Origin of the sequence: Neorhizobium sp. T7_12 (assembly GCF_002968535.1) — a bacterium.
Lineage (GTDB): Bacteria > Pseudomonadota > Alphaproteobacteria > Rhizobiales > Rhizobiaceae > Neorhizobium > Neorhizobium tomejilense.
The window spans coordinates 202,303-223,278 of record NZ_PVBK01000010.1; the positions used below are offsets into that span (position 1 = coordinate 202,303).

The 20,976-nt window shown below is 62.4% G+C and carries 15 protein-coding genes; 10 read left to right on the forward strand and 5 right to left on the reverse strand.

What is annotated here, in order from left to right; translation table 11 throughout:
• Positions 1 to 7: 7 nt before the first annotated feature.
• The 5 genes from C5J26_RS21190 to C5J26_RS32820 all read right to left on the reverse strand — a co-directional run bounded on the left by C5J26_RS21190 (position 8) and on the right by C5J26_RS32820 (position 7,527).
• Positions 8 to 1,525, reverse strand: a complete 1,518-nt coding sequence (locus C5J26_RS21190; protein WP_245441236.1) for a serine/threonine-protein kinase — start codon at positions 1,523 to 1,525, stop codon at positions 8 to 10.
• A gap of 92 nt (positions 1,526 to 1,617) precedes the next feature.
• A complete protein-coding gene (locus C5J26_RS21195) occupies positions 1,618 to 3,246 on the reverse strand; it encodes a sigma 54-interacting transcriptional regulator (RefSeq protein ID WP_105403565.1) in 1,629 nt (542 codons plus the stop codon).
• A 138-nt stretch (positions 3,247 to 3,384) separates the two neighbouring features.
• Positions 3,385 to 6,099 carry a type VI secretion system ATPase TssH gene (tssH, locus tag C5J26_RS21200; RefSeq protein WP_105403566.1) on the reverse strand — a complete coding sequence of 905 codons (2,715 nt, stop codon included), beginning with the start codon at positions 6,097 to 6,099 and terminating at the stop codon, positions 3,385 to 3,387.
• Positions 6,100 to 6,550: 451 nt separating this feature from the next.
• On the reverse strand, positions 6,551 to 7,060 hold the full coding sequence (locus C5J26_RS21205; protein ID WP_105403567.1) for an Hcp family type VI secretion system effector: 510 nt from the start codon (positions 7,058 to 7,060) through the stop codon (positions 6,551 to 6,553).
• 224 nt (positions 7,061 to 7,284) lie between these two features.
• A complete protein-coding gene (locus C5J26_RS32820) occupies positions 7,285 to 7,527 on the reverse strand; it encodes a hypothetical protein (protein WP_172745998.1) in 243 nt (80 codons plus the stop codon).
• Here C5J26_RS32820 and C5J26_RS21210 point away from each other — a divergent pair.
• The 10 genes from C5J26_RS21210 (at position 7,514) to C5J26_RS21255 (ending at position 20,976) form a co-directional block, all read left to right on the forward strand.
• Positions 7,514 to 10,732 carry a DUF2169 domain-containing protein gene (locus C5J26_RS21210; RefSeq protein ID WP_105403568.1) on the forward strand — a complete coding sequence of 1,073 codons (3,219 nt, stop codon included), beginning with the start codon at positions 7,514 to 7,516 and terminating at the stop codon, positions 10,730 to 10,732. The two genes, C5J26_RS32820 and C5J26_RS21210, sit on opposite strands and share 14 nt — an antisense overlap.
• Positions 10,725 to 11,840: a pentapeptide repeat-containing protein gene (locus tag C5J26_RS21215; protein ID WP_105403569.1), complete on the forward strand. Its 1,116-nt coding sequence runs from the start codon at positions 10,725 to 10,727 to the stop codon at positions 11,838 to 11,840. Before C5J26_RS21210 ends, C5J26_RS21215 begins: the two co-directional genes overlap by 8 nt.
• A gap of 2 nt (positions 11,841 to 11,842) precedes the next feature.
• The gene (locus C5J26_RS32825; protein WP_172746000.1) at positions 11,843 to 12,247 is read left to right on the forward strand and encodes a PAAR-like domain-containing protein; all 405 of its coding nucleotides are present in this window, start codon (positions 11,843 to 11,845) and stop codon (positions 12,245 to 12,247) included.
• 46 nt (positions 12,248 to 12,293) lie between these two features.
• Positions 12,294 to 13,820, forward strand: coding sequence for a type VI secretion system Vgr family protein (locus C5J26_RS21225; protein ID WP_105403570.1), 1,527 nt, complete (start codon positions 12,294 to 12,296; stop codon positions 13,818 to 13,820).
• Positions 13,821 to 13,898: 78 nt separating this feature from the next.
• Positions 13,899 to 14,879: a hypothetical protein gene (locus tag C5J26_RS21230; RefSeq protein WP_105403571.1), complete on the forward strand. Its 981-nt coding sequence runs from the start codon at positions 13,899 to 13,901 to the stop codon at positions 14,877 to 14,879.
• 56 nt (positions 14,880 to 14,935) lie between these two features.
• Positions 14,936 to 15,583, forward strand: coding sequence for a DUF3540 domain-containing protein (locus C5J26_RS21235; protein WP_105403572.1), 648 nt, complete (start codon positions 14,936 to 14,938; stop codon positions 15,581 to 15,583).
• 16 nt (positions 15,584 to 15,599) lie between these two features.
• Positions 15,600 to 17,564 (forward strand): lipopolysaccharide assembly protein LapB, encoded by a 1,965-nt coding sequence (locus C5J26_RS21240; RefSeq protein WP_105403573.1) that lies wholly within the window; start codon positions 15,600 to 15,602, stop codon positions 17,562 to 17,564.
• Position 17,565: 1 nt separating this feature from the next.
• A complete protein-coding gene (locus C5J26_RS21245) occupies positions 17,566 to 17,934 on the forward strand; it encodes a hypothetical protein (RefSeq protein ID WP_105403574.1) in 369 nt (122 codons plus the stop codon).
• A 140-nt stretch (positions 17,935 to 18,074) separates the two neighbouring features.
• Positions 18,075 to 18,863: a hypothetical protein gene (locus C5J26_RS21250; protein ID WP_172746002.1), complete on the forward strand. Its 789-nt coding sequence runs from the start codon at positions 18,075 to 18,077 to the stop codon at positions 18,861 to 18,863.
• Positions 18,853 to 20,976 (forward strand): MFS transporter, encoded by a 2,124-nt coding sequence (locus tag C5J26_RS21255; RefSeq protein ID WP_172746004.1) that lies wholly within the window; start codon positions 18,853 to 18,855, stop codon positions 20,974 to 20,976. The genes C5J26_RS21250 and C5J26_RS21255 overlap by 11 nt, the downstream gene beginning before the upstream one ends.

A 20,976-nucleotide genomic window follows, 5' to 3' on the forward strand; every position in this document is an offset into this window, starting at 1 on the left:
GCAGGCCCTAGCTTTCGAATATCGCCTGCGCAAAAGTCTCGACGCTGGCGATGCGCTCGTCGCGATCGAACCGCAGCGCCTTTTCGATCGCCGTCCAGCCGCCGGGGTCGAGATCGGCGATCGGCTCGGGTGCCAGCCCCAGTAACTGCGCATCGATACTTGGTTTCATCGCAAACGGATGGAAGCCCATGAACATCTGGTAGGCGATGCAGCCGAGCGCATAGATGTCGTCGCGCGGATCGCGCGTCGCGTCGATGAACATTTCGGGGCTGGCATAGGCGACCGTCAGCGCTTCCAGCGCACCGACATTGAAGCCTTCGAGATTGTTGGCGGTGGCAAGCCCGAAGTCGATGAGCTTGACCTGTTTATCCTCGCCGACGAAGATATTGCCCGGCTTGAGGTCCGAGTGGATCACGCCATTGGCATGGGCATAGGCAAGCCCTGCGCAGATGCCCTTGAGGACCGGCGCGATCAGCCCGATCGGCATCTGCTGGCCGGTCGAAGTCGCCAGGTGGCGGTTGAGCGGCTTGCCGGTCAGAAGCTCCATGACGATGAACACCTCGGATTTGTCGCGGTCGAAGTCGAACACCGTCGCGATATTCGGATGGGCGAGGCTCTGGGATTTTCGCGCTTCGGCTTCCAGGGTTCTCAGCGCATTGGAGTTGCTCCTGAACTCGTCGTTCAGAAGCTTCAGCGCCACATAGGGCTGGGCGCTGCCGGCCTCGAGCCTGCGCCGGTCGACGGCGCTGTAGACGATCCCCATCCCACCGCGACCGACCTCACGGTCGAGGATGAAACGGTCTCTGAGGATCGAGCCGATGCCGGCGCGCTGGGCGCCGGTATCGCCGAGCTTGCCGAGCGAGGCGCCCGTCGTTGCGCCGTCGCGCACCGCTCGCTTGGCGGCGGAGCGGAACCGGGCGCTGCGATAGCTGCCGAGCAATCCGTCGAGCGCGTCGCTGCGGCGCGAGCCTGCTTCCTCCGCGCGCTCACCGCCGCGCCGGCCTTTGTAGTCGCCGATCAGATCGGAGAGCACGGCATCGTCGACACGGCTGCGCAGATCGTCGAATGCCGGCAGATTGACGCCGGGACGAGACGCTTCGGGCACAGCGGCCATGGTTGGCGGAAACTGACCAGCTGCGGGCCGGCTCGACGGCGGAAGGGGTCCAGGCAGGGCGGGGGAAGCGGCGATTGAGGGCAGGGCAGGCAAGGGCGCCTCCGGTGCCGAAGCAGGTCCCGCCGAGATCGATCCGTCAGGCCCCGGCTGGTTCGATGCCAGCCAATTCGGAGACGGCACAAAAGCGTGAGGCACGGTGTCCTCGTCGAACATATCGTCCGGAATGGGGGAGGTGGGTGCTGTAGCCGGGGTCGGTGCCGCGCCGGGAATGGCGGAGAGCAGGATCTGGGCGATGTCGGGCGGCAGCCTTCCGGCTTCCATGCTTTCCGTCACTGCCAGCCGCGCCGACATGCCATCGGCCTCGGATTTCAGCCGTGTCACCAGCGCATCGAAGGTCATGCGGCCGCCCACGAAGGCCAAGAGGGCTCCCTCGGCGCCTATCGCCTCATCCGCCGGTCTGCGACCTGGTGATTTACCCTGAAAGAATCTCAGTTTTCCGCTCTCTAGAAACCATTGCGCATGGGAGTGCCTGGACGGCGTATGTCGTACCGGTTGAGTTTTTCGACGATGGTGCGGCGACTGACCTTCAGATTGCGGGCCGCGTGGCTCTGGTTCCAGTTGACTTCCCGAAGCTTCGTCTCGATCACCAACGCCTCGTATAGTCCCACAATCGTCTTCAGGTCACCATCGGGAATGAAGCCGGGCAATCGCGTGCTCCGCTGCTCGCGAAAACCGCCGATTTCGGGCGGCAGATGCTGAGGACCGATCGACTGGCCCCTGTTGGCGAGCAGCACGGCCCGCTCCAGGATGTTTTTCAGTTCCCGGACATTGCCAGGATAACTCCAGCGCAGCAGCGCATTGAGCGCTTCAGACGAGAGCGGCGGGACCTCGCGGTTACCCACCGCATCCTTCAGGAAATGGTCGATCAGGCCGGGAATGTCCGACGGCCGCTCACGCAGTGGCGGCACGATGATCGGGAAGACGTTGAGGCGGTAATAGAGATCCTTGCGAAACTCGCCGCGGTCGATCTTCTCCTCCAGATTGGCATTGGTGGCGGCGACGATGCGCACGTCCACATGTTCGGTCTTGGTCGAGCCGACCCGGCGCACTTCGCCTTCCTGCAGCAGCCGGAGCACCTTCGCCTGCAGACCGAGCGGCATGTCGCCCACTTCGTCGAGAAACAGCGTGCCGCCATGGGCTTCATGGGCAAGGCCCGCCTTGTTGCCGATCGCGCCGGTAAAGGCTCCGCGCACATGGCCGAACAGCTCGCTTTCCAGCAGGCTTTCGGGCAGGGCTGCGCAGTTCTGGGCGATGAAGGAGCGCTCGGCTCTTGCGCTGGAAAGATGGATGTAATTCGCCATCATTTCCTTGCCCGTGCCGGTTTCGCCGAGCAGCAGGATCGGAACCGACGAGCCGGCGGCCCGCTCGATCAGGTCGAACACCTTTTCGATCGGCGGGCTATTGCCGATCAGCCCCTTCGGCTTCGATGATTTCGGTTTGGCCTTGCTGAGAAGGCGGGTGTTTTCCTGCAGCAGTTCCTCGTTCATGCGTCCGAGCTGCTTGATCAGGCGCTGGTTCTCCTCGAACAGCCGCGCATTGCGGATGGCTGCAGCCGCGTGCGCCGCAAGCCCCTGAAGCGGTCTGACCAGCGTCTTTGACAGCCCGCCGCCGCGCTCGCGGACGTTGACGAGCTGCAGCGTCCCGATCGTTTCCTCGCCGTCGACGAACAGTGGCATGATCACCAGCGAGCGCGAGCGGAAACCGATCGTCTTGTCCATTTCCCGGATAGCGGAAAAATCGAAGCCCGGCGCGTTGTCGATATCGGCGACGTTGACCATCGTCGCGGTGGTGACCGCAAAGGTGGCAGGATCGCGCAGGTTCGGCGTCAGCGACTTGTCGTAGAGCGCAATCCGGCTGTCGGCCTGGTTGGAACTGGTGACGCCGCGGTAGTTGAAGCAGACGCGGTGCAGATGGCGGGCCAGCCGGTCGAGCGTGAAGATCGCAGCACCTTCGGCATTGGAAAGCCTGAGTGCTGCTTCGAGCACGTGAACGAGCAGCGCCTCGACCCGGCGCTCCTTGGCAAGCGCGGTCGTCAGGTCCAGAAGGTCCTCATAGATCGTCTCGTTGCTCATCTTCCCGCTTCCCCCGGTTGCGGTGCTCCGGACCAATCATGTGCAATTCCGGCTGGCAGCCCCTCAGCCAGCTGGCTTCTCGAAAGCGCGATCGGCCGAGACGGGAAGGCGATCCCTCCCGCCGTGCCTCGTTCTCTATCAGGACAATGTGTAGGCGAAACTACCGGCTTCGCTGATGCTGACATCGACCGCGGTGAAGGCCTTGCCGTCCTCGCCCATGTTGCTGAGGAGTTCGGTGGCAAGTTCCGGCAGGATCGTGCGGTTGACGATATGGTCGATGTTGCGGGCGCCGGTTTCGACTTCGGTGCAACGCGCCGCGATTGCGGTCACCACGGCATCGTCATAGGCAAACTGCATCTTCTGGCTTTCGCGCAGGCGCTTGCCCACCTTGTTCAGCTTCAGGCGGACGATCTTTTCGAGCGGCGCGCCGATCAGCGGATAGAAGGGAATGATCTGCATGCGGGCGAGAAGCGCCGGCTTGAAATGAGCCGAAAGCGTCGGGCGGATTGCTTCGACCAGCTCCGTTACGGCTGGGCGCTCCGCGCGGGTGCCGAGTTCGGTCAGCAGATCAGTCGCCAGGTTGGATGTCAGCACGACGATCGTGTTCTTGAAATCGATCAGGCGGCCTTCGCCATCCGACAGCATGCCCTTGTCGAACACCTGGTAGAAGACGTTCATGACTTCGAGGTCGGCTTTCTCGACCTCGTCGAGCAGTACGACCGAATAGGGGCGCTGGCGTACCGCCTCGGTCAGCACGCCGCCTTCGCCGTAACCGACATAACCGGGAGGCGAGCCGACGAGCTTGGAAACGGTGTGCTTTTCCTGGAATTCCGACATGTTGATCGAAACCAGGAACCGCTCGCCGCCGAACAACTGGTCGGCGATCGCGGTTGCAAGTTCGGTCTTGCCGACACCCGACGGACCGACGAACAGGAAGACGCCCATCGGCGCGTCCGGGTTCTGCAGGCCGGCCTTGGAGACGCGGACGCCATGGTCGATCGCCTCGATCGCCTGGTCCTGGCCGATGACGCGGGCGCCAAGATTTTCCGCAAGCGTCAGGATCGACTGCGCTTCGTCCTTCACCATGTTGCCGAGCGGAATGCCGGTCCATTCGGCGATGACCTGGCCGACCACGTCTTCGGTCACTTCGAAGGAAACGAGCGGGTTGCCCCTCTGCAGTTTCTTCAGCTTGTCGGCCGCCTCGCGGAATTCGGCGCGCAATGCGTCGAGGTCGAGGCCCGCTGTTTCCTCGGCGACCTCCAGTGCTTCCTGCTCGCCGCCTGCCGAGGGAACGGGCGTTTCCGTCGCCGGCTTGTCGCTTTCGAGCGACAGGCCGAGCTTGGAGCGAATGTCGAGGATCTGGTGCACCAGCGCCAGTTCGCCGTCGCGCTTGGCGACGAGGCCGGCGATTTCGGCTTCGAGGCTTGCGATATCCTGCTTGATCGCTTCGATGCGGGCGTCGTCGGCACCATGGTTGGAGTGGTGGTCACGCTCCAGCGCGTCCAATGCGCGCTTCTGTTCGGCAACGCGCTTCTGCTTGAGCTCGGTCATCGGCGGCGTTGACGACAACGACAGTTTTACACGAGCGCAGGCGGTGTCGAGAACGTCGACCGCCTTGTCCGGCAGCTGGCGGCCGGAAATATAACGGGCCGACATCTTTGCGGCAGCCTCGACGGCGCTGTCGCGGATATAGACACCATGCGCCTTTTCATAGGATTTGCGCAGGCCCCGCAGGATGGTGATCGCCTGGTCGGGGCTCGGCTCGTCGAGCTTGACGAGCTGGAAGCGGCGGGCGAGCGCCGGATCCTTTTCGAAATATTTCTTGTATTCGCTCCAGGTGGTGGCGGCGACCGTGCGCAGCTCACCACGCGCCAGCGCTGGCTTCAACAGATTGGCCGCATCGGCACCACCAGCTGAACCGCCGGCACCGATCAGCATATGCGCTTCGTCGATGAACAGCACGATCGGCTTCGGCGATGCCTTGACCTCGTCGATGATGCCCTTGAGGCGGTTTTCGAACTCGCCCTTCACGCCCGCACCGGCCTGCAGCATGCCGAGGTCGAGGCCGATCAGTTCGATATCCTTGAGGAAATCGGGCACGTCGCCTTCGGCAACCTTGAGCGCCAGGCCTTCGACGACAGCGGTCTTGCCGACGCCGGGTTCGCCGACGCAGATCGGGTTGTTCTTGCGGCGGCGGCCGAGGATATCGATCATCTGCTGGATCTCGCGGTCGCGGCAGAAGACGGGGTCGATCTTGCCCTTGCGGGCCTGCTCGGTGAAATTGGTGCAGAAGCGGGCAAGCGCGCTGTCGGCGTTGAGGCCGGGCGCTACGTCGCTCTTGCCGGCTTCACCGCTGGAAGCTGTCGAGCTTGCGATGATTTCCTGGCTGCCTTCGACGATGGCGGTGAAATCCACCTTGAACCGGGCATAGGTGATCGCTTCGAGGCCGTTGAGCCAGCGCTCGTCGCCGAAACGGTTGGGCCTGGCAAAGATGGTCCCAAACAGCGCGCCCGAGCGGGTCTGGTCGAGCGAGAGCTCGACGGAGCTGACGAGCCAGGCTTCGGTCAGCCATTCGATCAGCAGCGGCGAGAAGACCGGCCGGCCCTGGTTGCCGCTGCGGATGCCTTCGAGAACCGCCTGCAGCTTGCGCTTGAATGTGGCGATATCCACCTCGAAATGACGGCAGGCGGCCTGGACGTCATGGGTCGTGTCCTCAAGGAACACCCAGAGCAGGTGCTCGACCGAGACCTCGTAGTGCCCCCTGGAAACCGCGACGCCGGCGGCCGATTCCAGCGACCGGCGCGAATAGGTGTTGAGGCGGCCGACGAGACGACGAAGATCGATGTCTATCACTGCAGTATCCCTGGGTTCAGCCGGGCTCGTGAGCACAGCGCGGCCATAATTGACGAAAATCCGCGGTCGGTTGGGCAGCTATGCCCGTCTGCGACTTCGGCGGGATGATTCTGATTTCAGGTCGGTGAAAATTCTGCCGTGGCAATGCTTTAGAAGGCTGGCTTTTGAACATGCCGAAGGATGTCGACCGGCTCGAGCATCTGCAGAGAAATAACGAAACACATCGCTGTAACGGCCCCCTTTGTGTTCCCTGTCGCTCCGGGCCGAAACCTGCTGCATCCAGCTCGGCAACGGCTTGCCCCCGCGCCGGAGACGATCGGCACGCTACTTGCGTAATACATCCATATGACAGGAATTTTGCACCCGGCTGTGAAGTGCCGAGAACTTGCAGCCAATAAGCGAAACCGCCCGCAAAATTGCGGGCGGCCGGGTGCTTCCGCGGAAAGGCCGATCAGACCGGCTTGCGCCAGTCGTCCGATGCCGAGGTGCCGGCGATTTCATGGGTCCAGTCGCACTTGCGGTAGGTGAAGGACCAGTCTTCGCAATGACCGCGGGAGTCGTTGGCAGTATCGGCGGTGTCGGGGAGCTGGACCTTGCCACCGACCAGGACGGCATCCTCCCACTTGATGGTGTAGTAGTGTTCCTGCGTGCCCTTGGTGGACGTGCGCCAGAACTTCAGTTCGATTTCGAGGTTTTCACCGGTGGCAAGAGCCTGCCACAGCATCGGCGAAGCCTTGTCGAGCGGCTTGACGAAGCGAGCCGGCTCATGGCGGCGGGTGCCGATGGCCGTACCCGAGTTCGGATCGCGGGGAACGATGGCGTTGCTTTCGAAGGCGTATACGAGGGATTCGCCCTCGTGGCCTTCCTGCCAGACGTTGCCGATGGAGTCGGCGGTGGAAGCGTCCTTGGTGATTTCGCCTTGGGTGACGCCCTTGATGGTGATGTATGCGATGCTTGCCATTTTTCTCTCCAATGGTCTCGGGGATCGGGAAACGGTATCAGCAGCAGCCGATGATTTTGTGAATTGCAAGCACTGTGCCAGTTTCCAAAAATCTAAAAAGATTATTTAAATTCAATTGGTTATAAAGATAATTCGCCTTGCAGGGACTTTCTGAACTGAGAAGGAAACTTCGCAGTCGAAGCGTCGTCAGCGCAGCTTTCCTACCCCTTTCAGGGATGCGAATTTTATGTGACGTCTGCAGCCGAGCCTTCGGACCACCGCACGGTTTCCGCCGCGCTTGTTTTTCCGCCGTTTTCCTCTGAGCGCTGACGGCGTCGTTTTGCACTGCGCATATTTTCGCAAATTGACCGCATGGCCGGCCGATGAAATCCTGATTTCCTGTCGTCGCCCGAATGGCGCGAACTGCACGGATGCAGGATCGCCAACTTATTTTTCCCGGAGGAGAAGGTCGAAATGCCCGCGCTCATGAAGCCTTCCCGTCTTGCCGCGGCAGTCCGCGCCGAGCCGGTTCCGCAAGGCGGCTTGTTGACCGTGTCGGCGTTTCTCCTGTTCGACTTCGAAAGCCCCCGCCAGCTGCTGAGCGAGCAGGCCCTCTGGCCGATGGTGACCGAGCAGATGGCCGGTGCGATTTTCGATAAGGGCAACCTGAAGCCGTTCGGTGAATTGATCATTGCCGGCGCAGCACTTGCGCCCACCGATGCGCCGGTCACCGGTCTGCCGGTGGTGGCGCGCCTCGGCTCCATCGAGAAATCGTTGAACGTTTTCGGCGACCGCTTTTGGCGCCGGACCGATCGCGGTGTCGTGCTCGCTCCCGCCGTACCGTTCGACAGGATGCCGATCGACGAGGCGCATGCCTTTGGCGGTCCGCGTTTTGTGGAAAATCCGCGCGGCAAGGGCCATGACGCCCGCGCCATCCTGGAAGCGGGATATGACGCGCCGCTTCCCAATGTGGAAAATCCGCAACGCCTCATCCGGTCGCCCGACGATCATCCGCGCCCCGCCTATTTCGGCCCGCTGGCCGCCGATGCGGCCTCCCGCATGCGCCATGCCGGAACCTACGACCAGAGCTGGGTCAAGAACCGGGCGCCGATGAAGCCCGACGATTTCAATCCGCTGTTTCATTGCGATGCCCCTGAAGATCAGCGGCTTCAGGCATTTTTCTCCGGCGATGAGCGTTTTTCGGTGAGCGGCATGAGCCGGGGCGTGACAATGGTCGGCGGTGCACTGCCGAACATGATCCTGCGCGCCTTCGTCCATCGCCCGGGTGACGGCAGCCTGGCTGAGACGCGCATGGTCTGCGATACCGTGACGCTGTTTCCGAATATCACCAAGGCGGTAATGACCTTCCGCGGTCTTGCCAAGGCTCAGGACCCGTTCTGCGAGGATATCGGCACCGTCATGCTCGCCTGCGAGCACAGGGAAGACCAGCCGCGCCCGGCCGAATACTACGAGCGCATCTTCCGCCTTCGCAGCGATCCCGAGCAGGCGCACAAGTACGTCCTGTCCGATTTCCAGCTGATGCCGCTTCGCGACGAGGCGGCGATCGGCGCAAGACGCGCGGCGCGGCTTGAAAAGGCCAAGCAAGGGCTCCAGACCTTCGTGGACAACCAGAACTGGATGATCCGCAAAGCCATGACGGATCAGGGTATCTCGCCGTCGCTGGCGCCGGTGATGGCTGTCGGCGAACTTGACGAGCTACCACTGATCCCGTTGCCCGATCGCGAAGAGATCGCGCGCGGGGATCTCGACGTCGCCGAATTGCTGGATGACGTCGAGACTTTGACCCGGGCGGTGGCGGCGAAGAACCATCTCTATACGGCCAAGGCCGAGCTTTCCCGCCAGGCTGTAGTGAAAGCGATCCCGCCGTCGCTTGTGCCGCCACATATGCTGAAGCCCATGGCTTCGGAAGAGGATCTGGCGCGCTACCCTGATCTTGAACCCTGGGAAGGCGTTGCAGAAGCGTTCCAGGCCGACGTCTCGGCGATGCGGCCGAACAGGCAGAAGGATGAGCGCTTTGCCGAGACGGTCGATCCGGCGATGAAACAGATCGATGAAGCCTTTGCGACACTCGATGTCTCGAAGGATATCAATCCGGCCGTCCTCGAAGCGCAATATGAAAAGGCCTGCGCCCGGGCGATGAAACTGCCCGAAGGCTCGCTGCTTCATGAAGCCCGCGTGGAGATCGAGGGCATTGGTGGACGAACGATCGCTGGAGGCCGGAAAGCGAGCCCGGACGAGCCGGCTTTCATGGCGGACGTCATGCAGCGCATGGACGAAATCTCCAGCCGGCCGATTGCGGAATTCGCTCCGAGCCCCACCCCGGCGATCGCATTTCCGCCGATACCGGGTGTCAACGGCGATGCTGCGGCAAGAAGTTCCGCACAGATCGCAGGGGGACTCCAGTCTGCCACTGCCAGCCTTGCCAATCTTCTGCCGGGTGTCGCGGCCGGTGCGAAAACCGAAAGCCTTGACGACATTCTGGCCTCGCTGATCGCGGGCCTCCCGGCCTCGCCTTCGGCCGAGGGCGGCCAGACACTTGGCCAGGCGACGTCACAGAAACTTGCCGACGCTTCGCGGGAGATTGCTTCAGCGGAAATCAAGGTCGACGAGGTGATGTCCGAAGCCCGCCGCAAGACACCGGCGGCGATCTTTCCTTTGGAACCCATGGTTCCGGCGGTGGCGCAAAGGCTTGGCTCCTTCATTGCGGCAAAGCTTGGCGAGGGGCATGACTTTTCGGGAGCCGATCTGGCGGGTGCCGATCTGGCCGGGCTCGACCTCCGCGGCCTGCCGTTCCGATCCGCCTTCTTCGAGCGCTGCAATCTGCGTGGCACGGACTTTTCCGGTGCCGATCTCGAAGGCGCGGTGTTCGCCGAAGCCGATCTTGAAGGTGCCAATTTCGCAGGCGCCCGCATCGGCGGCATCAATTTCGGCAAGGCCAACCTGCGCGGTACCCGTTTCGACGGTTGCGCGATGACCGCAACGACCTTGGTCGGGGCCGACATGACCGGCGCGTCATTCCGCCAGACGAAGCTTTCGGAAGTGGTCCTGATCGACTGCGGGCTGGACGGAGCCGATTTTTCCGACGCCCTGCTTGGCGATTTTCATATCCTGCGTGGACAGGCCGACAGGATCGTCATGGCGGGTGCCGAAATCGCCCGCGGCGTGTTCATCGACGTCTCGATGAAGCAGAGCGTGTTCAAGGGCGCGGGTTTCGAACGCACGACATTTGGCGATGTTTTTGCCCCGAACGCCGATTTTACGGGTGTGCATCTGGAGGGTAGCAGCTTCATCGGGGCCTGCGACCTGACCGGCGCCATGTTTGCCGAAGCGGTCGCGATCGGTTCCTCCTGGAACGGCTCCAAGCTCGGCCGCTCCTGTTTCCTGCGCGCCACCTTGAACCGCAGCCTCTTCAACGGCTGCGACTTGGTCGAATCCGATCTTCGGCTCGCCTGGTTCCGCGAAGGCAGGCTGGACCGTTCAAACCTGACCGGCAGCGACCTGTTCGGCGCCAACCTTTATGCCGCATCGCTTGCCGGCTGCGATCTGACCCGCGCCTCGCTGCGCGGCGCCAATCTCTATTTCGCCAATCTGGCCGGATCCAAGCTCGGCAGCTGCGATCTGACCGGCGCCAATCTCGGAAAGACGATCATGGAGAGCGCCACCGATGCCTGATACAGCCGAAACAATCACGCCGATCGGCCTGGACGAGCTCCTGGATTATCTCGCTCACAACCAGCCGGTGCTGATGCGCGACGGCCGGCAGATCGATTTTGCTACCATCGACCTGGTGGGCGGAAAGTTCATCCATTGCGACTTTACCGACTGCAGTTTCGAGGGCGCCGATCTTGCGCGGACAAGTTTCATCAAATGCCGGCTCGACCGGGCGATCTTCACCGACGCCGAATTGGTGGGGGCGAGCTTTCTCGACTGCAGCCTGATCGCCGCCGATTTCTGTGATTGCGAATTGAGCGAGACGCAGTTCCTGACCGGCGATCTCCGTTCAGCCGGTTTCGAGAGAGCCGTCTTCGACCGGGCGATCTTCGCCAAGGCTGGCCTGCGCGCGGGCAATTTCAAGGAGACGATGCTCGATCGCAGCTGCCTGCTTGATTGCGATATCGAGGGAATGTCACTGTCCGGAGCGTCGCTGAAGAGCATCACCGTCACCAAGGCGGCGCTGAACCGGGTCGATATGTCCGGCATCGTCATCGATACGGGTCTCTTCGCCGAGGCCGACCTTTCCGGCCTCGATCTGAGCCGCCAGGCCTGGCAACGCTGCACATTCCACCAGGCCCGGTTCGTCGGCACGAATATGGCCGGCGCCCAGCTGGAAAACAGCGTGTTTTCCGAATGCGATTTTGCCGGAGCGTCGCTTGCGGGCGTCAAGGCGCGCGTGGCCGCCTTTCCGAAAAGCCGACTGGATGGGGTCGATCTGTCCGGCAGTGATTTCACCATGGCGAATTTCTCAGAGGCCTCGTTGTCCGGCGCGGTTTTCGACGGCAGCCAGCTTTTCGCGGCCTATCTCGGCGAAACCGATTGCCGCGCCGCCCGGCTCGAGAAATGCGACTTGCGCCAGGCGGATCTGTCGCATGCCGACCTGACCGGCGCGAGCCTTTCCGCCTCCACCTTCGCCCATACGAAATTCCATGGCGCCCGCACCGAGGGCACGCTGTTTCTGGGAGCCGGCGGCAGCACCATCGGTACCGACCAGGACCGCATGATTGCAGAAGTCTACAGGCCGGATCGCGTCGCACTCGGCGACGAACCGGGAAGGGAGGGTTGACCATGCCTTTTGTAAATTCTCAAGGACCGATACCCGGCATGGATTTCTCCGTGCCGGACGTCTATCTGCAGCCCACTCCGGTCGGCCCGATCCCGGTGCCGTTCATGAGCATGGGCATGCGCGCCACGGAAATCCCGACCAATTTCCGTTTCCTGATCTGCTGCATGCCGTCCCACAATATGATGAACATCGCACCGGTGACGATCAGCGGGCCGGGCCCGGGCGTCGCCTCCGGCATGGTCTGCTCGAACAGCCGCAACGTGAAGGGCTCGGTCAAGCTGATCATCCAGGCCGCGCCGGCGACGCGGGCGTTGATGGATCCGACGGTTCAGAACGGCGTCTCGCCGAACTCGGTCGGCACCACCATCGTGCCTTCCCAGGTGCGCTTTCTCAATCCAAGCGGCTGAGGCTTTTGAACGCCGGTTACCCAATGAAGGCAAAGGTTCCAAGACGATGAACGCGACCGATACCGCACAGGAAATTTCGATAACGCTGCCGACGCTTGGCGAACGCGACGTCTTTGCCGACCGGGTACGAGGCCGCGAGGCATTGAGTGCTCCCTACGAGTTCGAAGTCGATGTCATCTCGGCCAAGGTTCTCAATATCCGCGATATGATCGGCCAGGCGGCTTCCTTGAAGATCCGCTGCCTCGACGAGACGGCCGACGTGAAGGGCGTAGTGCTGAAGGCCGAAAGCCTCGATCCGACCCAGAACCGGCAATTCTGCTACCGTTTCGCGATCGGACCGTCCCTGGCGCTGATGCGGTTCAGTGCGCAGAACCAGGTCTATGGCACCGATCGCGACGTCACCGTCATCGAAATCATCGAGAACGAGCTGAAGGATGCCGTCAAGGCTGGCTCGCGCACCGGAGGCAATCGCGCCGACCGCCGGATTGGCTACCGGATGCTCGCCGGCGGCGACTACCCGAAGCTCGACTTCGTGATGCAATACCGGGAAAACGACTTCGATTTCGTCTCGCGGCTATGCGAAAAATTCGGCATCTTCTACGCCTTCGACCATGATGGCAGCCGCGAGGACGTGCTGTTTTGCGATCGCAACGTGCATTTTCGCCAGGTGTCCGGCCAGACCCTTTCGAGCGAACTGCCTTATCGCCACCGGTCCATGTCGATGGGCGAGGGCGGCTTTGCCATCCGCGCCTTCAATTCGAGCTACAGCGCCTCGACCGATCGGGTCGAACTGCGCGAATATTACGAGGTCACGCCGAGTGTCGATCTTGGCGTATCGTCGAAGGCTGCATTTTCCGGCCAGGGCGTGAGCGTGCTCTACGGCGAAAATTACCGCACCACAGGCGAGGGTCAGGCGCTCGCCCGCGTGCGCGCCGAGCAACTGGCGGCCGAACAGCTCGTCTTTCACGGCGAGAGCAATATTCCGTTGCTGCGCCCCGGCTTCTTCTTCAAACTCACCGACCATCCCGACAGCGCCTTCGAGACGCTCTATGTCGTCACCGAGGTCGAACATCGGGTCACCGAGCCTACGCCGCTCGGCTTCACCGCGTCGGACAGACAAGCGGAACCCTATTCCAACCGCTTCACCTGCATTCCCTTCGAAGTGCCCTACCGGCCGAAGCTTGCGACGCGCAAGCCGGTCGTCGAGGGCGTGCTGATCGCCTTCATCGACGGCGATGAGAATTCCACCAAGGCGCAGATCGACGAATATGGGCGCTACCACGTGCGTATCGTCGACGAGGAGAGCGGCCTCTCCGGCGGCAAGGCCAGCCATCTCGTGCGCAAGGCCGAACCCTATGGCGGCGGCGATCAATACGGCTCCCACTCGACCCTGCTGGTCGGCACGGAAATCCTGCTCGCCTTCGTCAACGGCGATCCTGACCGGCCGATCATCCTGGGCGCACTATCGAACGCCGAAAAGACCAATCCGGTGGTCGACAGCAATGCCAATGTGGCCCAGCGGACGCGAACGTCTACCGGGATTGTCTTCGAATTTTATGATGGTGGCGCATGAGCACCGGCCTGGCGCCGATCGACTCGGCGATGATGGAAAGGAACGACCATGGCTACTAGCCCGACAAAAGCCGGCAGGATGAAAACCTCCGTCCAGGACAGCTCGGCCCACCTGTTCGTGCCGTATTCAGCCGGTCCAACCCGGTCTGTCGCCGACGATTCTCGCCAGCCGGGGGCATATCTGCGCCTCGGCGGATATTCCGGGATCGAATCCAATTCACTGGCCGATCCGAACACGCAAGGTACGACCGACAGCACGGCTTCCTTCTATCCGCGCCAGCACATCACCGACGCCGGCGCCAATAAGGTCGAACATGCCGCCGGCGATTCCACGGCGGGCTACAAGGGCGGGATCATGCTTTCCTGCGACGGCCGCATGCTGATGCGGGCGGGCGAGAGGTTTTACCTGCATGCTGTGGCTGCCATGCATATCGATACCGAAAGCACGCTGACGGTATTTGCCAAGGAAGCCATTACGGTGACATCGGACTCGACGATCACCATCAAGAGCAACAATGCGCAGGCGATCCTCATCAGTGCCGACGCGGGCGCAGGAGATGTCACGACCGAGGCGCAGAAAGAAACGCGCACGGTCGCGGGAAGTAGTTACGAATATATCGATACGGACAAATACACTTACACCCAGGCCGATACCTATGCCTACAAGCTCGGTCACGCGGAATCGGTCACGCTCGGCGATTCCCTGAGCTTCTTCATGGGCGCGACTTACACTTTCAAGGTCTCGATCGAAATCACGATTGCCCTGGCGGCCCTGATACTACTGTATGCCATGAAATTCGAGGTCGGGTTTCTAAAGATGGACTTCAACAAGTTCAAGCTGGAATACAAGGAGGGTGAATTTTCCTTCTCCAACTGGAACACCAAGGCCCGTAACATCTGGGTCAAGGCGGCGGTGGTTGATACGAATACGAATGCCGTCAAGAAAGACGATGTGGCCGTCGAATCCCAGTCCAAGGGGGTGGAATCGAACAATAACGGCGTCGGTGTCGGAACCGGCGCCACCCAGGTCTGGATCAAGGGCGTGATCAATGCCCCGTAAGGCGGCCTGCGAGGGTTATCAGGTAGTTGTCGGGCGCGCGAAAGCGGAGAGAGGGTATGGAAGAGTTGACTGACATGCAGGCGAACCCGACAATTCAGGCAGGGCGTCGTCGCGAGGCGGTGGCAGGCGGCGCGGCGCTGCAGCGTGCGAGGGTGCGGGCCTTTCTGACCGCGACGGAAGCGAGCGTCGAAACGGAAGCCGGCGAGAGCCTGATCGCCCGCCAGGCGGCGAGCTGCCTGCTGGCGCCGGTCATCGGCGATCTGGTGCTGATCCATGCCGATGGCGGCGAGGCCTTCATCCTGGCTGTGCTCGTTCGTCGCGCCGAACACGCCGCCGAGATATCCGTGCCAGATGCCGACCACATCACCATCAGGGCCTCGGCCAAACTCGACATCACGGCGCCTCTTGTGTCCCTCCAGGCCGGCCGGTTGGAACTGGTCGCACGCGGTCTCGTGCAGATGGGCGAGAGCCTGACCACCAATTTCCGCCGCATCGCCGAGACCGTCGTCGACAAGGTCATCGGCGCGCGCACCATCACCACAAGGGCCGAAAGCCGCATGGCCGTCGTCAAGGATGTCGAAATGCTCGAGGCCGGCAGCCTGGTGCAGAATGTCGAAAGCGTTTCGAGCCAGAAAAGCGAGATCACGCTGATCACTGCGCGGCGTGACATGCGGCTCGACGGCGAACGCGTCAGCGTCGGATAAAGACAGGACGAATGCGATGATCCTCCTCGAACGTCGATTGGCCGCCGCAACGAAACACCGCGCCGAGGGGCGCGGCGAGAATGCCCTGACGATCTATCAGGAGATTCTGGATATCAGCCCGGCCAATGGCGAGGCCCTGAAGGGCCTGGGCGAGGTCCTGCTCGAACTGGGACGGATCGAGGATGCGGCAAGGGTTGCTGCGCGGGCGGTCGCCCTGGCGCCAACGGACCTCGAAGTGCTGACGCTGCTTGCCGTCACCGCGCGCGTAGCGGGCGATGCCGCCGGCGAGGTTTTTGCGCTCGATCGGGCAGCGGCCGTCGATCCTCTGCATCCCGCGACGGCATGCATGCGGGCCGAGAAAGCCCAGACTTCAGGCGACATGCCGGGCAGCGAACGCATTCTCGTCGATGCTCTGCGGAGCCATCCCGAGGATGTGACATTGCTCTGTGCCCTGTCGCGGACCTACATGGCCGCCGGACTGATGGACGACGCGCTGGAACTGTCCTCGAAAGCGGTCAGGATCGATCCTAACTCCAGTGCGCACCTGATCCTGCTCGGTTCTCAGCTTTCCGCCGTCGGAGACCATGCGATGGCGCTCGAACAATTCGAGCAGGCCAGTCTTGTCGATCCCGCCAACATATTGCCGATGATCTTCATGGCCGATGCCCATGCGGCGCTCGGTCAATCGACCGAGGCATTGCGGATCGCCAGGCGAACGATCGGCCTGCGCCCCGAACAACTGGCTGCCTGGCGCGTCCATGCGCGGATCCGCATCCAGCAGGGCGAGGTTGCCGAAGCGCTTGGCGAACTGGCCGAAGCCGCCCGCCGCCACAAGGACAAGGTCGAGGCGCTGATCGCCGTCAGCGACGCCTATCGTCAGGCCGGCGAACATGCGCAGGCGCTCCGTCTGCTGGAGCCGCTGAAGGCGCGGCACTCCGCATTCGAGCTGCCGCACAGGCAGGCCATTCTGGCGATCATGCGCGAAAGCCGCCTGTCGCTCGGGATGATCGACGAGGCATCGTCGCTGATGCAGGAGCTCGGCATTCGTGGCGCAGGATCCGGCGCGATAACCCCTGGAGTGCAAGCCCCTGATCTGCAAGACAAAATGCCGGTCGATGACGTCTCGATCGCGGAGCGCGCCCGGCTCGCGGCGATGCCGGTGTTGATCGGCGAGCATATGTCCATGCTGGAGGCCTTGCCACTTCTGCGGTTTCGCACCACCGCCGATCCCGGTCAGTCACTATCCATCCTTGGGCCGGCTGCCTTTGCAGAGCTCGCCGCCCTGTTGCCCGGGACGAGTTTCCGGCCGGTCGAAGGCAGTCGCCCGGTCCCTGGCCTGGATGGGTTTCCCCTGCCGGCCATCCTGGCGCTGCCGGCGCAGATACGTGGCGACGTCGAGATGTCTGGCCCCTATCTCGTCGCTCCTGAGGACCGGCGAGCGATCTGGCGGGGAAGCCTCGCCGACCTGCCGCGGCCCTGGGTGGCGCTATCCTGGAATGCCGCGCGTCCCGGAATGCTGCTCAATGATCTCCTGCCGCTGTTTTCCGACTTTACGGGCAGCCTGATCAGCGTGGTCTGGGATGACAGCCGCCATCAGCTGGCCGAGGCGCCATTCATTGTCGACGCCGGCTCTCATTTCACCGATCTGGGGGATTTGGCTGCCCTTCTGGCCGAGGTCGACGCTTTGGTCGGGCCGGACGGCCTGGCGCTCCATGTCGCAGGCGCCATGCAAAGGCGCAGCGCGGTTTTGGTGCAGCCAAACACTCCCTGGTATTGGTGCGAGCGCGACGGGCGCTCCGCCTGGTACCCCTCGGTCAGCGTCGTGAAGAGCGGCACCATCGGCCATTGGGCAGAACGATACAGCGATCTGGAGGGAGGGTTGGCTGCCTTTTTGGCGGATCTGCCGGCCGATGGCGATCGACCAATGCCCGGTGTGCAAGCCGATAGGGCATTGCCAACCTCCATGGAAGGAGTGCTCTGAGATGGCGTCCTGGCGACCCTTCAGCCGCGAACCGGATGCGCTGCGTGCAGCGCTTTTGGATTATCTGCGAAACCGAGCGGCGCAGGTGTTTCTCGATGGCTCGGCCTCGGCCCGCCCGCTCGGACGCGCGACGGTCGTCATGAGCGACGGCAGCAATCTCGCGATCGACCTGACCGTGACGCCCGAGCGTGCTGCGGCTTTTGCCAAGCGTGCCGCGCTTTATTTCGGCATCAGCGGCCAGGCGGCAAACCGCGATTCGGGTTACGAGGTCGGGGGGCAGATTGTTCTCGATCGCGAGACGCTTGCTTTCCTGTCGCTCGACATCACGGTCAACGCGGTTACGCCGGCGGGCCGAGCTTTCAATAGGTAAAAAATAGTATTCTTCACTGTCTCCGACCGATCGCGGCTCGCTTTCTTCTTCTTCGACGTGGTCATCAACTTACATAGTCATGGAAACGTCAACCGGCGGTGATATCGCTTGCGGTGGGGTTCTTCAGAGGGTGGCTGAATATGCGCATAGGATTGCGCGTCTATATCTACAGCATGTTCGTCATCGTCGCTGCTCTGTCTCTGCTTGGGCTCATGAGCATCGTCAAGTACGAGAACATTCTGACGGAGACGCTTGCCAAGCGATTGACGACCGTGACAGAGGACGCACGGGCCTCGGTCGAGAAGGCGGATGCCCTCGGTGTGTCGCTGAGAGCCTTGACGCAACAGGATGGCGGCCCGATCGACGTGGCGGCCGGCCTTTTGCCGAGCGACATGCGTATCGCCGTTGTCGATCCGCGTGGCGATCTCATTCGCCGGCCGGGGGAAACCGCGGCATTGCCGGTCTCGGTCGACGCGCTGGTCGATCGGATCGCTGCAAAACAGTCCGACTGGCATTTGCGGGAAAACGGCTATCTGGTAGCGGGCAGCACGGTAGTCAATTCCTTCGGTGAGCCGGAGGGTGCGATCATCGCGGTGCAGTCCGATGCCGTCATCGAGAGCCGCAATGCGGCGATGTTGCGCGACCTCGTCAGCTTCTCGCTTCTGACCCTGATACCGACCGCGATCCTCGCGGCCTTCGTCGTGTATTTCAGCCTTCGCCCGCTCGGCCGCTCGATCAGTGCGATGCGCTCCGTTGTCGAGGAGCAGAATGCCGGCCATCTCAGCAAAGTGCAGGGGCCGCTTGCGCCGACGCTGCACTGGTTCGGGCGGATATTCGGCGATCTCGAGCTGCAACGCGGTCAAGCCCTTACCGCGCTGAATGAAATCGAGGCAATGGCAACGGCGGAGGGGCGTCGCGATGGCAGATGATAATGAGAGCATGGCCAGCAGCGAGCAGCTGGTCGATACCTCTGCGCAAAGGATTACCCGTCATATCGGCATCTCGATCGGCCTTCTGGTGATCATCGCCAGCTGCATCGTCTTTGTGCTGACGATCCAGGCTTTCCAGCGTGACCTGGAACACGATATCCGCGCGGCCGGCACCCAGATCGCCCACTCTCTCAGCAATTCGGTCGAGTTCGCTGCCGAACTTGGCATTCCCGTCAAGGACCTGCGCGGTGTCGATCAGCTGTTTCAGCTGACCATCGCCCAGAATGCCCAGATTCAAGCGCTGACACTTCTGGCGCCGGACGGCCACGTTCTGGCCCGCTCCGGGATCGAAACGGCCGCGGCCGCTGCCGCGCAGGAGGCAAACGGACGCGGCGACGGCCTGAGTGGCATCCTGTTCACCTCGTCTCAAAATGTTCTCGAAATCTTTTCGGCCAAGGCGCCGGTGCTGGAACAGCCGATCATGAAGAACGGCGTGATCTATGCGACGCTCCGGGTTGAAGTGGCGAAGGACTTCATCAACGGCCAGTTCCGCGACATCCTGTTCGACATGGTTGTGATCCTCATCGTCTCGCTGCTTGTCGCATTCGAGCTGATGACCGCCTTCATCCTGTTCCACATCGTCAGCCCGATAAGGCGGCTGATGTTCCTGGTGGTCAATGGCGCGCGCGGTCAGTTCGACACCTATATCGTGCCGAAGAACGACGACGAGATCGGCCAGATCACCCGGCGCGTGTCAGACGTCGTCATCGGACTGCATCGGCGTTTCAGCACTCTTGTCTCGTCCATCTCGAGCGCCACTCCGACTCTGCGCAGCCAGCTCGAAAACGCCTCTTCGCGCTTCAGCCTGAGCGCCGAAGGGCCGAAGCGGCTGTTCATCGGCAGTTTCGTCGATGTGCGCGTGCCGCTCTTCCTGTTCTCTTTCGCCGATGAATTGCAGAAATCCTGGCTTCCGCTTTATGCCCAAAGCCTGGCCGGACCGAATTCGTTCTTGTCCGAGGAAGTCGTCGTCGGCCTGCCGATCTCGGTCTACATGGGAACGATCGCGGTGGTGACGCCCTTCGCTTCGCGCTGGGCCGACCAATACGGTGCCCGCCTGATGTTCCTGATCGGTCTTTTCCCGGCCGTGCTCGGCTATACCATCTGCGCCATGGCGCCGGACGCGCTGTTCCTCGTGCTCGGCCGCGGCGTCACGGCGTTCGGTTACGCCATCATCACCATCGCCTGCCAGGGTTACATCGCGGCGATCGCCACGAGCGAAAACCGTGGCCGGGCCATGGCGATGTTCGTCGGTGTGCTGATGAGCGCCACGATGTGCGGCACGGCGATCGGCGGCGTCCTTGCCGATCGCGTCGGTTACCGTGCGGTCTTCTGGATTTCCGTGGGCCTTGCGCTCGCCGCCGGTATTCTGGCGCGCTCGATGCTGGTATCGGAACTCGCCACCGACAAATCGGCCCCGAAGATGAGCCTGCTGCGCGGCCTGCGAGCGCTGGGGCAGAACACGCGCTATGTCGCGATGATCCTGCTTGCGGCCATTCCGTCGAAGATCCTGCTGACCGGCTTCCTCTTCTATATGGTGCCGCTCTACCTCGCCACGCTTGGCTCCAACGAGGCGGAAATCGGCCGCGTCATGCTGCTCTATTCGCTGACGATCATCCTGTTCGGGGCGGCCAGCGGACGCGTCGTCGATTGGCTCGGTCGCACCGGCTTCATGTTGGCACTCGGCGGTATCATGTCGGCAGCCGGACTGGTGATCTTTTCCGAATGGCAGAATATCTGGTCGGTCGTGCTGATGGTTCTGGTCATGGGCCTTGGTCATTCGGTGACCAAGAGCCCGCAGATCGCCTATGCGCTGGAGATCGCGGAGGAGGAGGCCATTCGTATAGGCCGCACCACCGTGCTCGGCGTGCTGCGCACCACGGAGCGGATCGGCAGCGTGCTGGGGCCGATGCTTGCCGCCTTCCTTGTCCTGCAGTTCGGTTTCCAGAAGGCCATCCTGATGTTCGGCATCGGCACCGTTGTGACCTCGGCATTTTTCTATTTGATCATCGCCCGCGAAGGCGCGAGCGGGGTGAAGCCCGCTCTATCGAACTGA

Coding starts and splice junctions, on each gene's coding strand:
- C5J26_RS32825 (WP_172746000.1), top strand. CDS start 11,843: ATGCCTTTTGTAAATTCTCAAGGACCGATACCCGGCATGGATTTCTCC.
- C5J26_RS21195 (WP_105403565.1), bottom strand. CDS start 3,246: ATGAGCAACGAGACGATCTATGAGGACCTTCTGGACCTGACGACCGCG.
- C5J26_RS21225 (WP_105403570.1), top strand. CDS start 12,294: ATGAACGCGACCGATACCGCACAGGAAATTTCGATAACGCTGCCGACG.
- C5J26_RS21245 (WP_105403574.1), top strand. CDS start 17,566: ATGGCGTCCTGGCGACCCTTCAGCCGCGAACCGGATGCGCTGCGTGCA.
- C5J26_RS32820 (WP_172745998.1), bottom strand. CDS start 7,527: ATGAGCGCGGGCATTTCGACCTTCTCCTCCGGGAAAAATAAGTTGGCG.
- C5J26_RS21235 (WP_105403572.1), top strand. CDS start 14,936: ATGGAAGAGTTGACTGACATGCAGGCGAACCCGACAATTCAGGCAGGG.
- C5J26_RS21255 (WP_172746004.1), top strand. CDS start 18,853: ATGGCAGATGATAATGAGAGCATGGCCAGCAGCGAGCAGCTGGTCGAT.
- C5J26_RS21240 (WP_105403573.1), top strand. CDS start 15,600: ATGATCCTCCTCGAACGTCGATTGGCCGCCGCAACGAAACACCGCGCC.
- C5J26_RS21250 (WP_172746002.1), top strand. CDS start 18,075: ATGCGCATAGGATTGCGCGTCTATATCTACAGCATGTTCGTCATCGTC.
- C5J26_RS21210 (WP_105403568.1), top strand. CDS start 7,514: ATGCCCGCGCTCATGAAGCCTTCCCGTCTTGCCGCGGCAGTCCGCGCC.
- C5J26_RS21215 (WP_105403569.1), top strand. CDS start 10,725: ATGCCTGATACAGCCGAAACAATCACGCCGATCGGCCTGGACGAGCTC.
- C5J26_RS21230 (WP_105403571.1), top strand. CDS start 13,899: ATGAAAACCTCCGTCCAGGACAGCTCGGCCCACCTGTTCGTGCCGTAT.
- C5J26_RS21205 (WP_105403567.1), bottom strand. CDS start 7,060: ATGGCAAGCATCGCATACATCACCATCAAGGGCGTCACCCAAGGCGAA.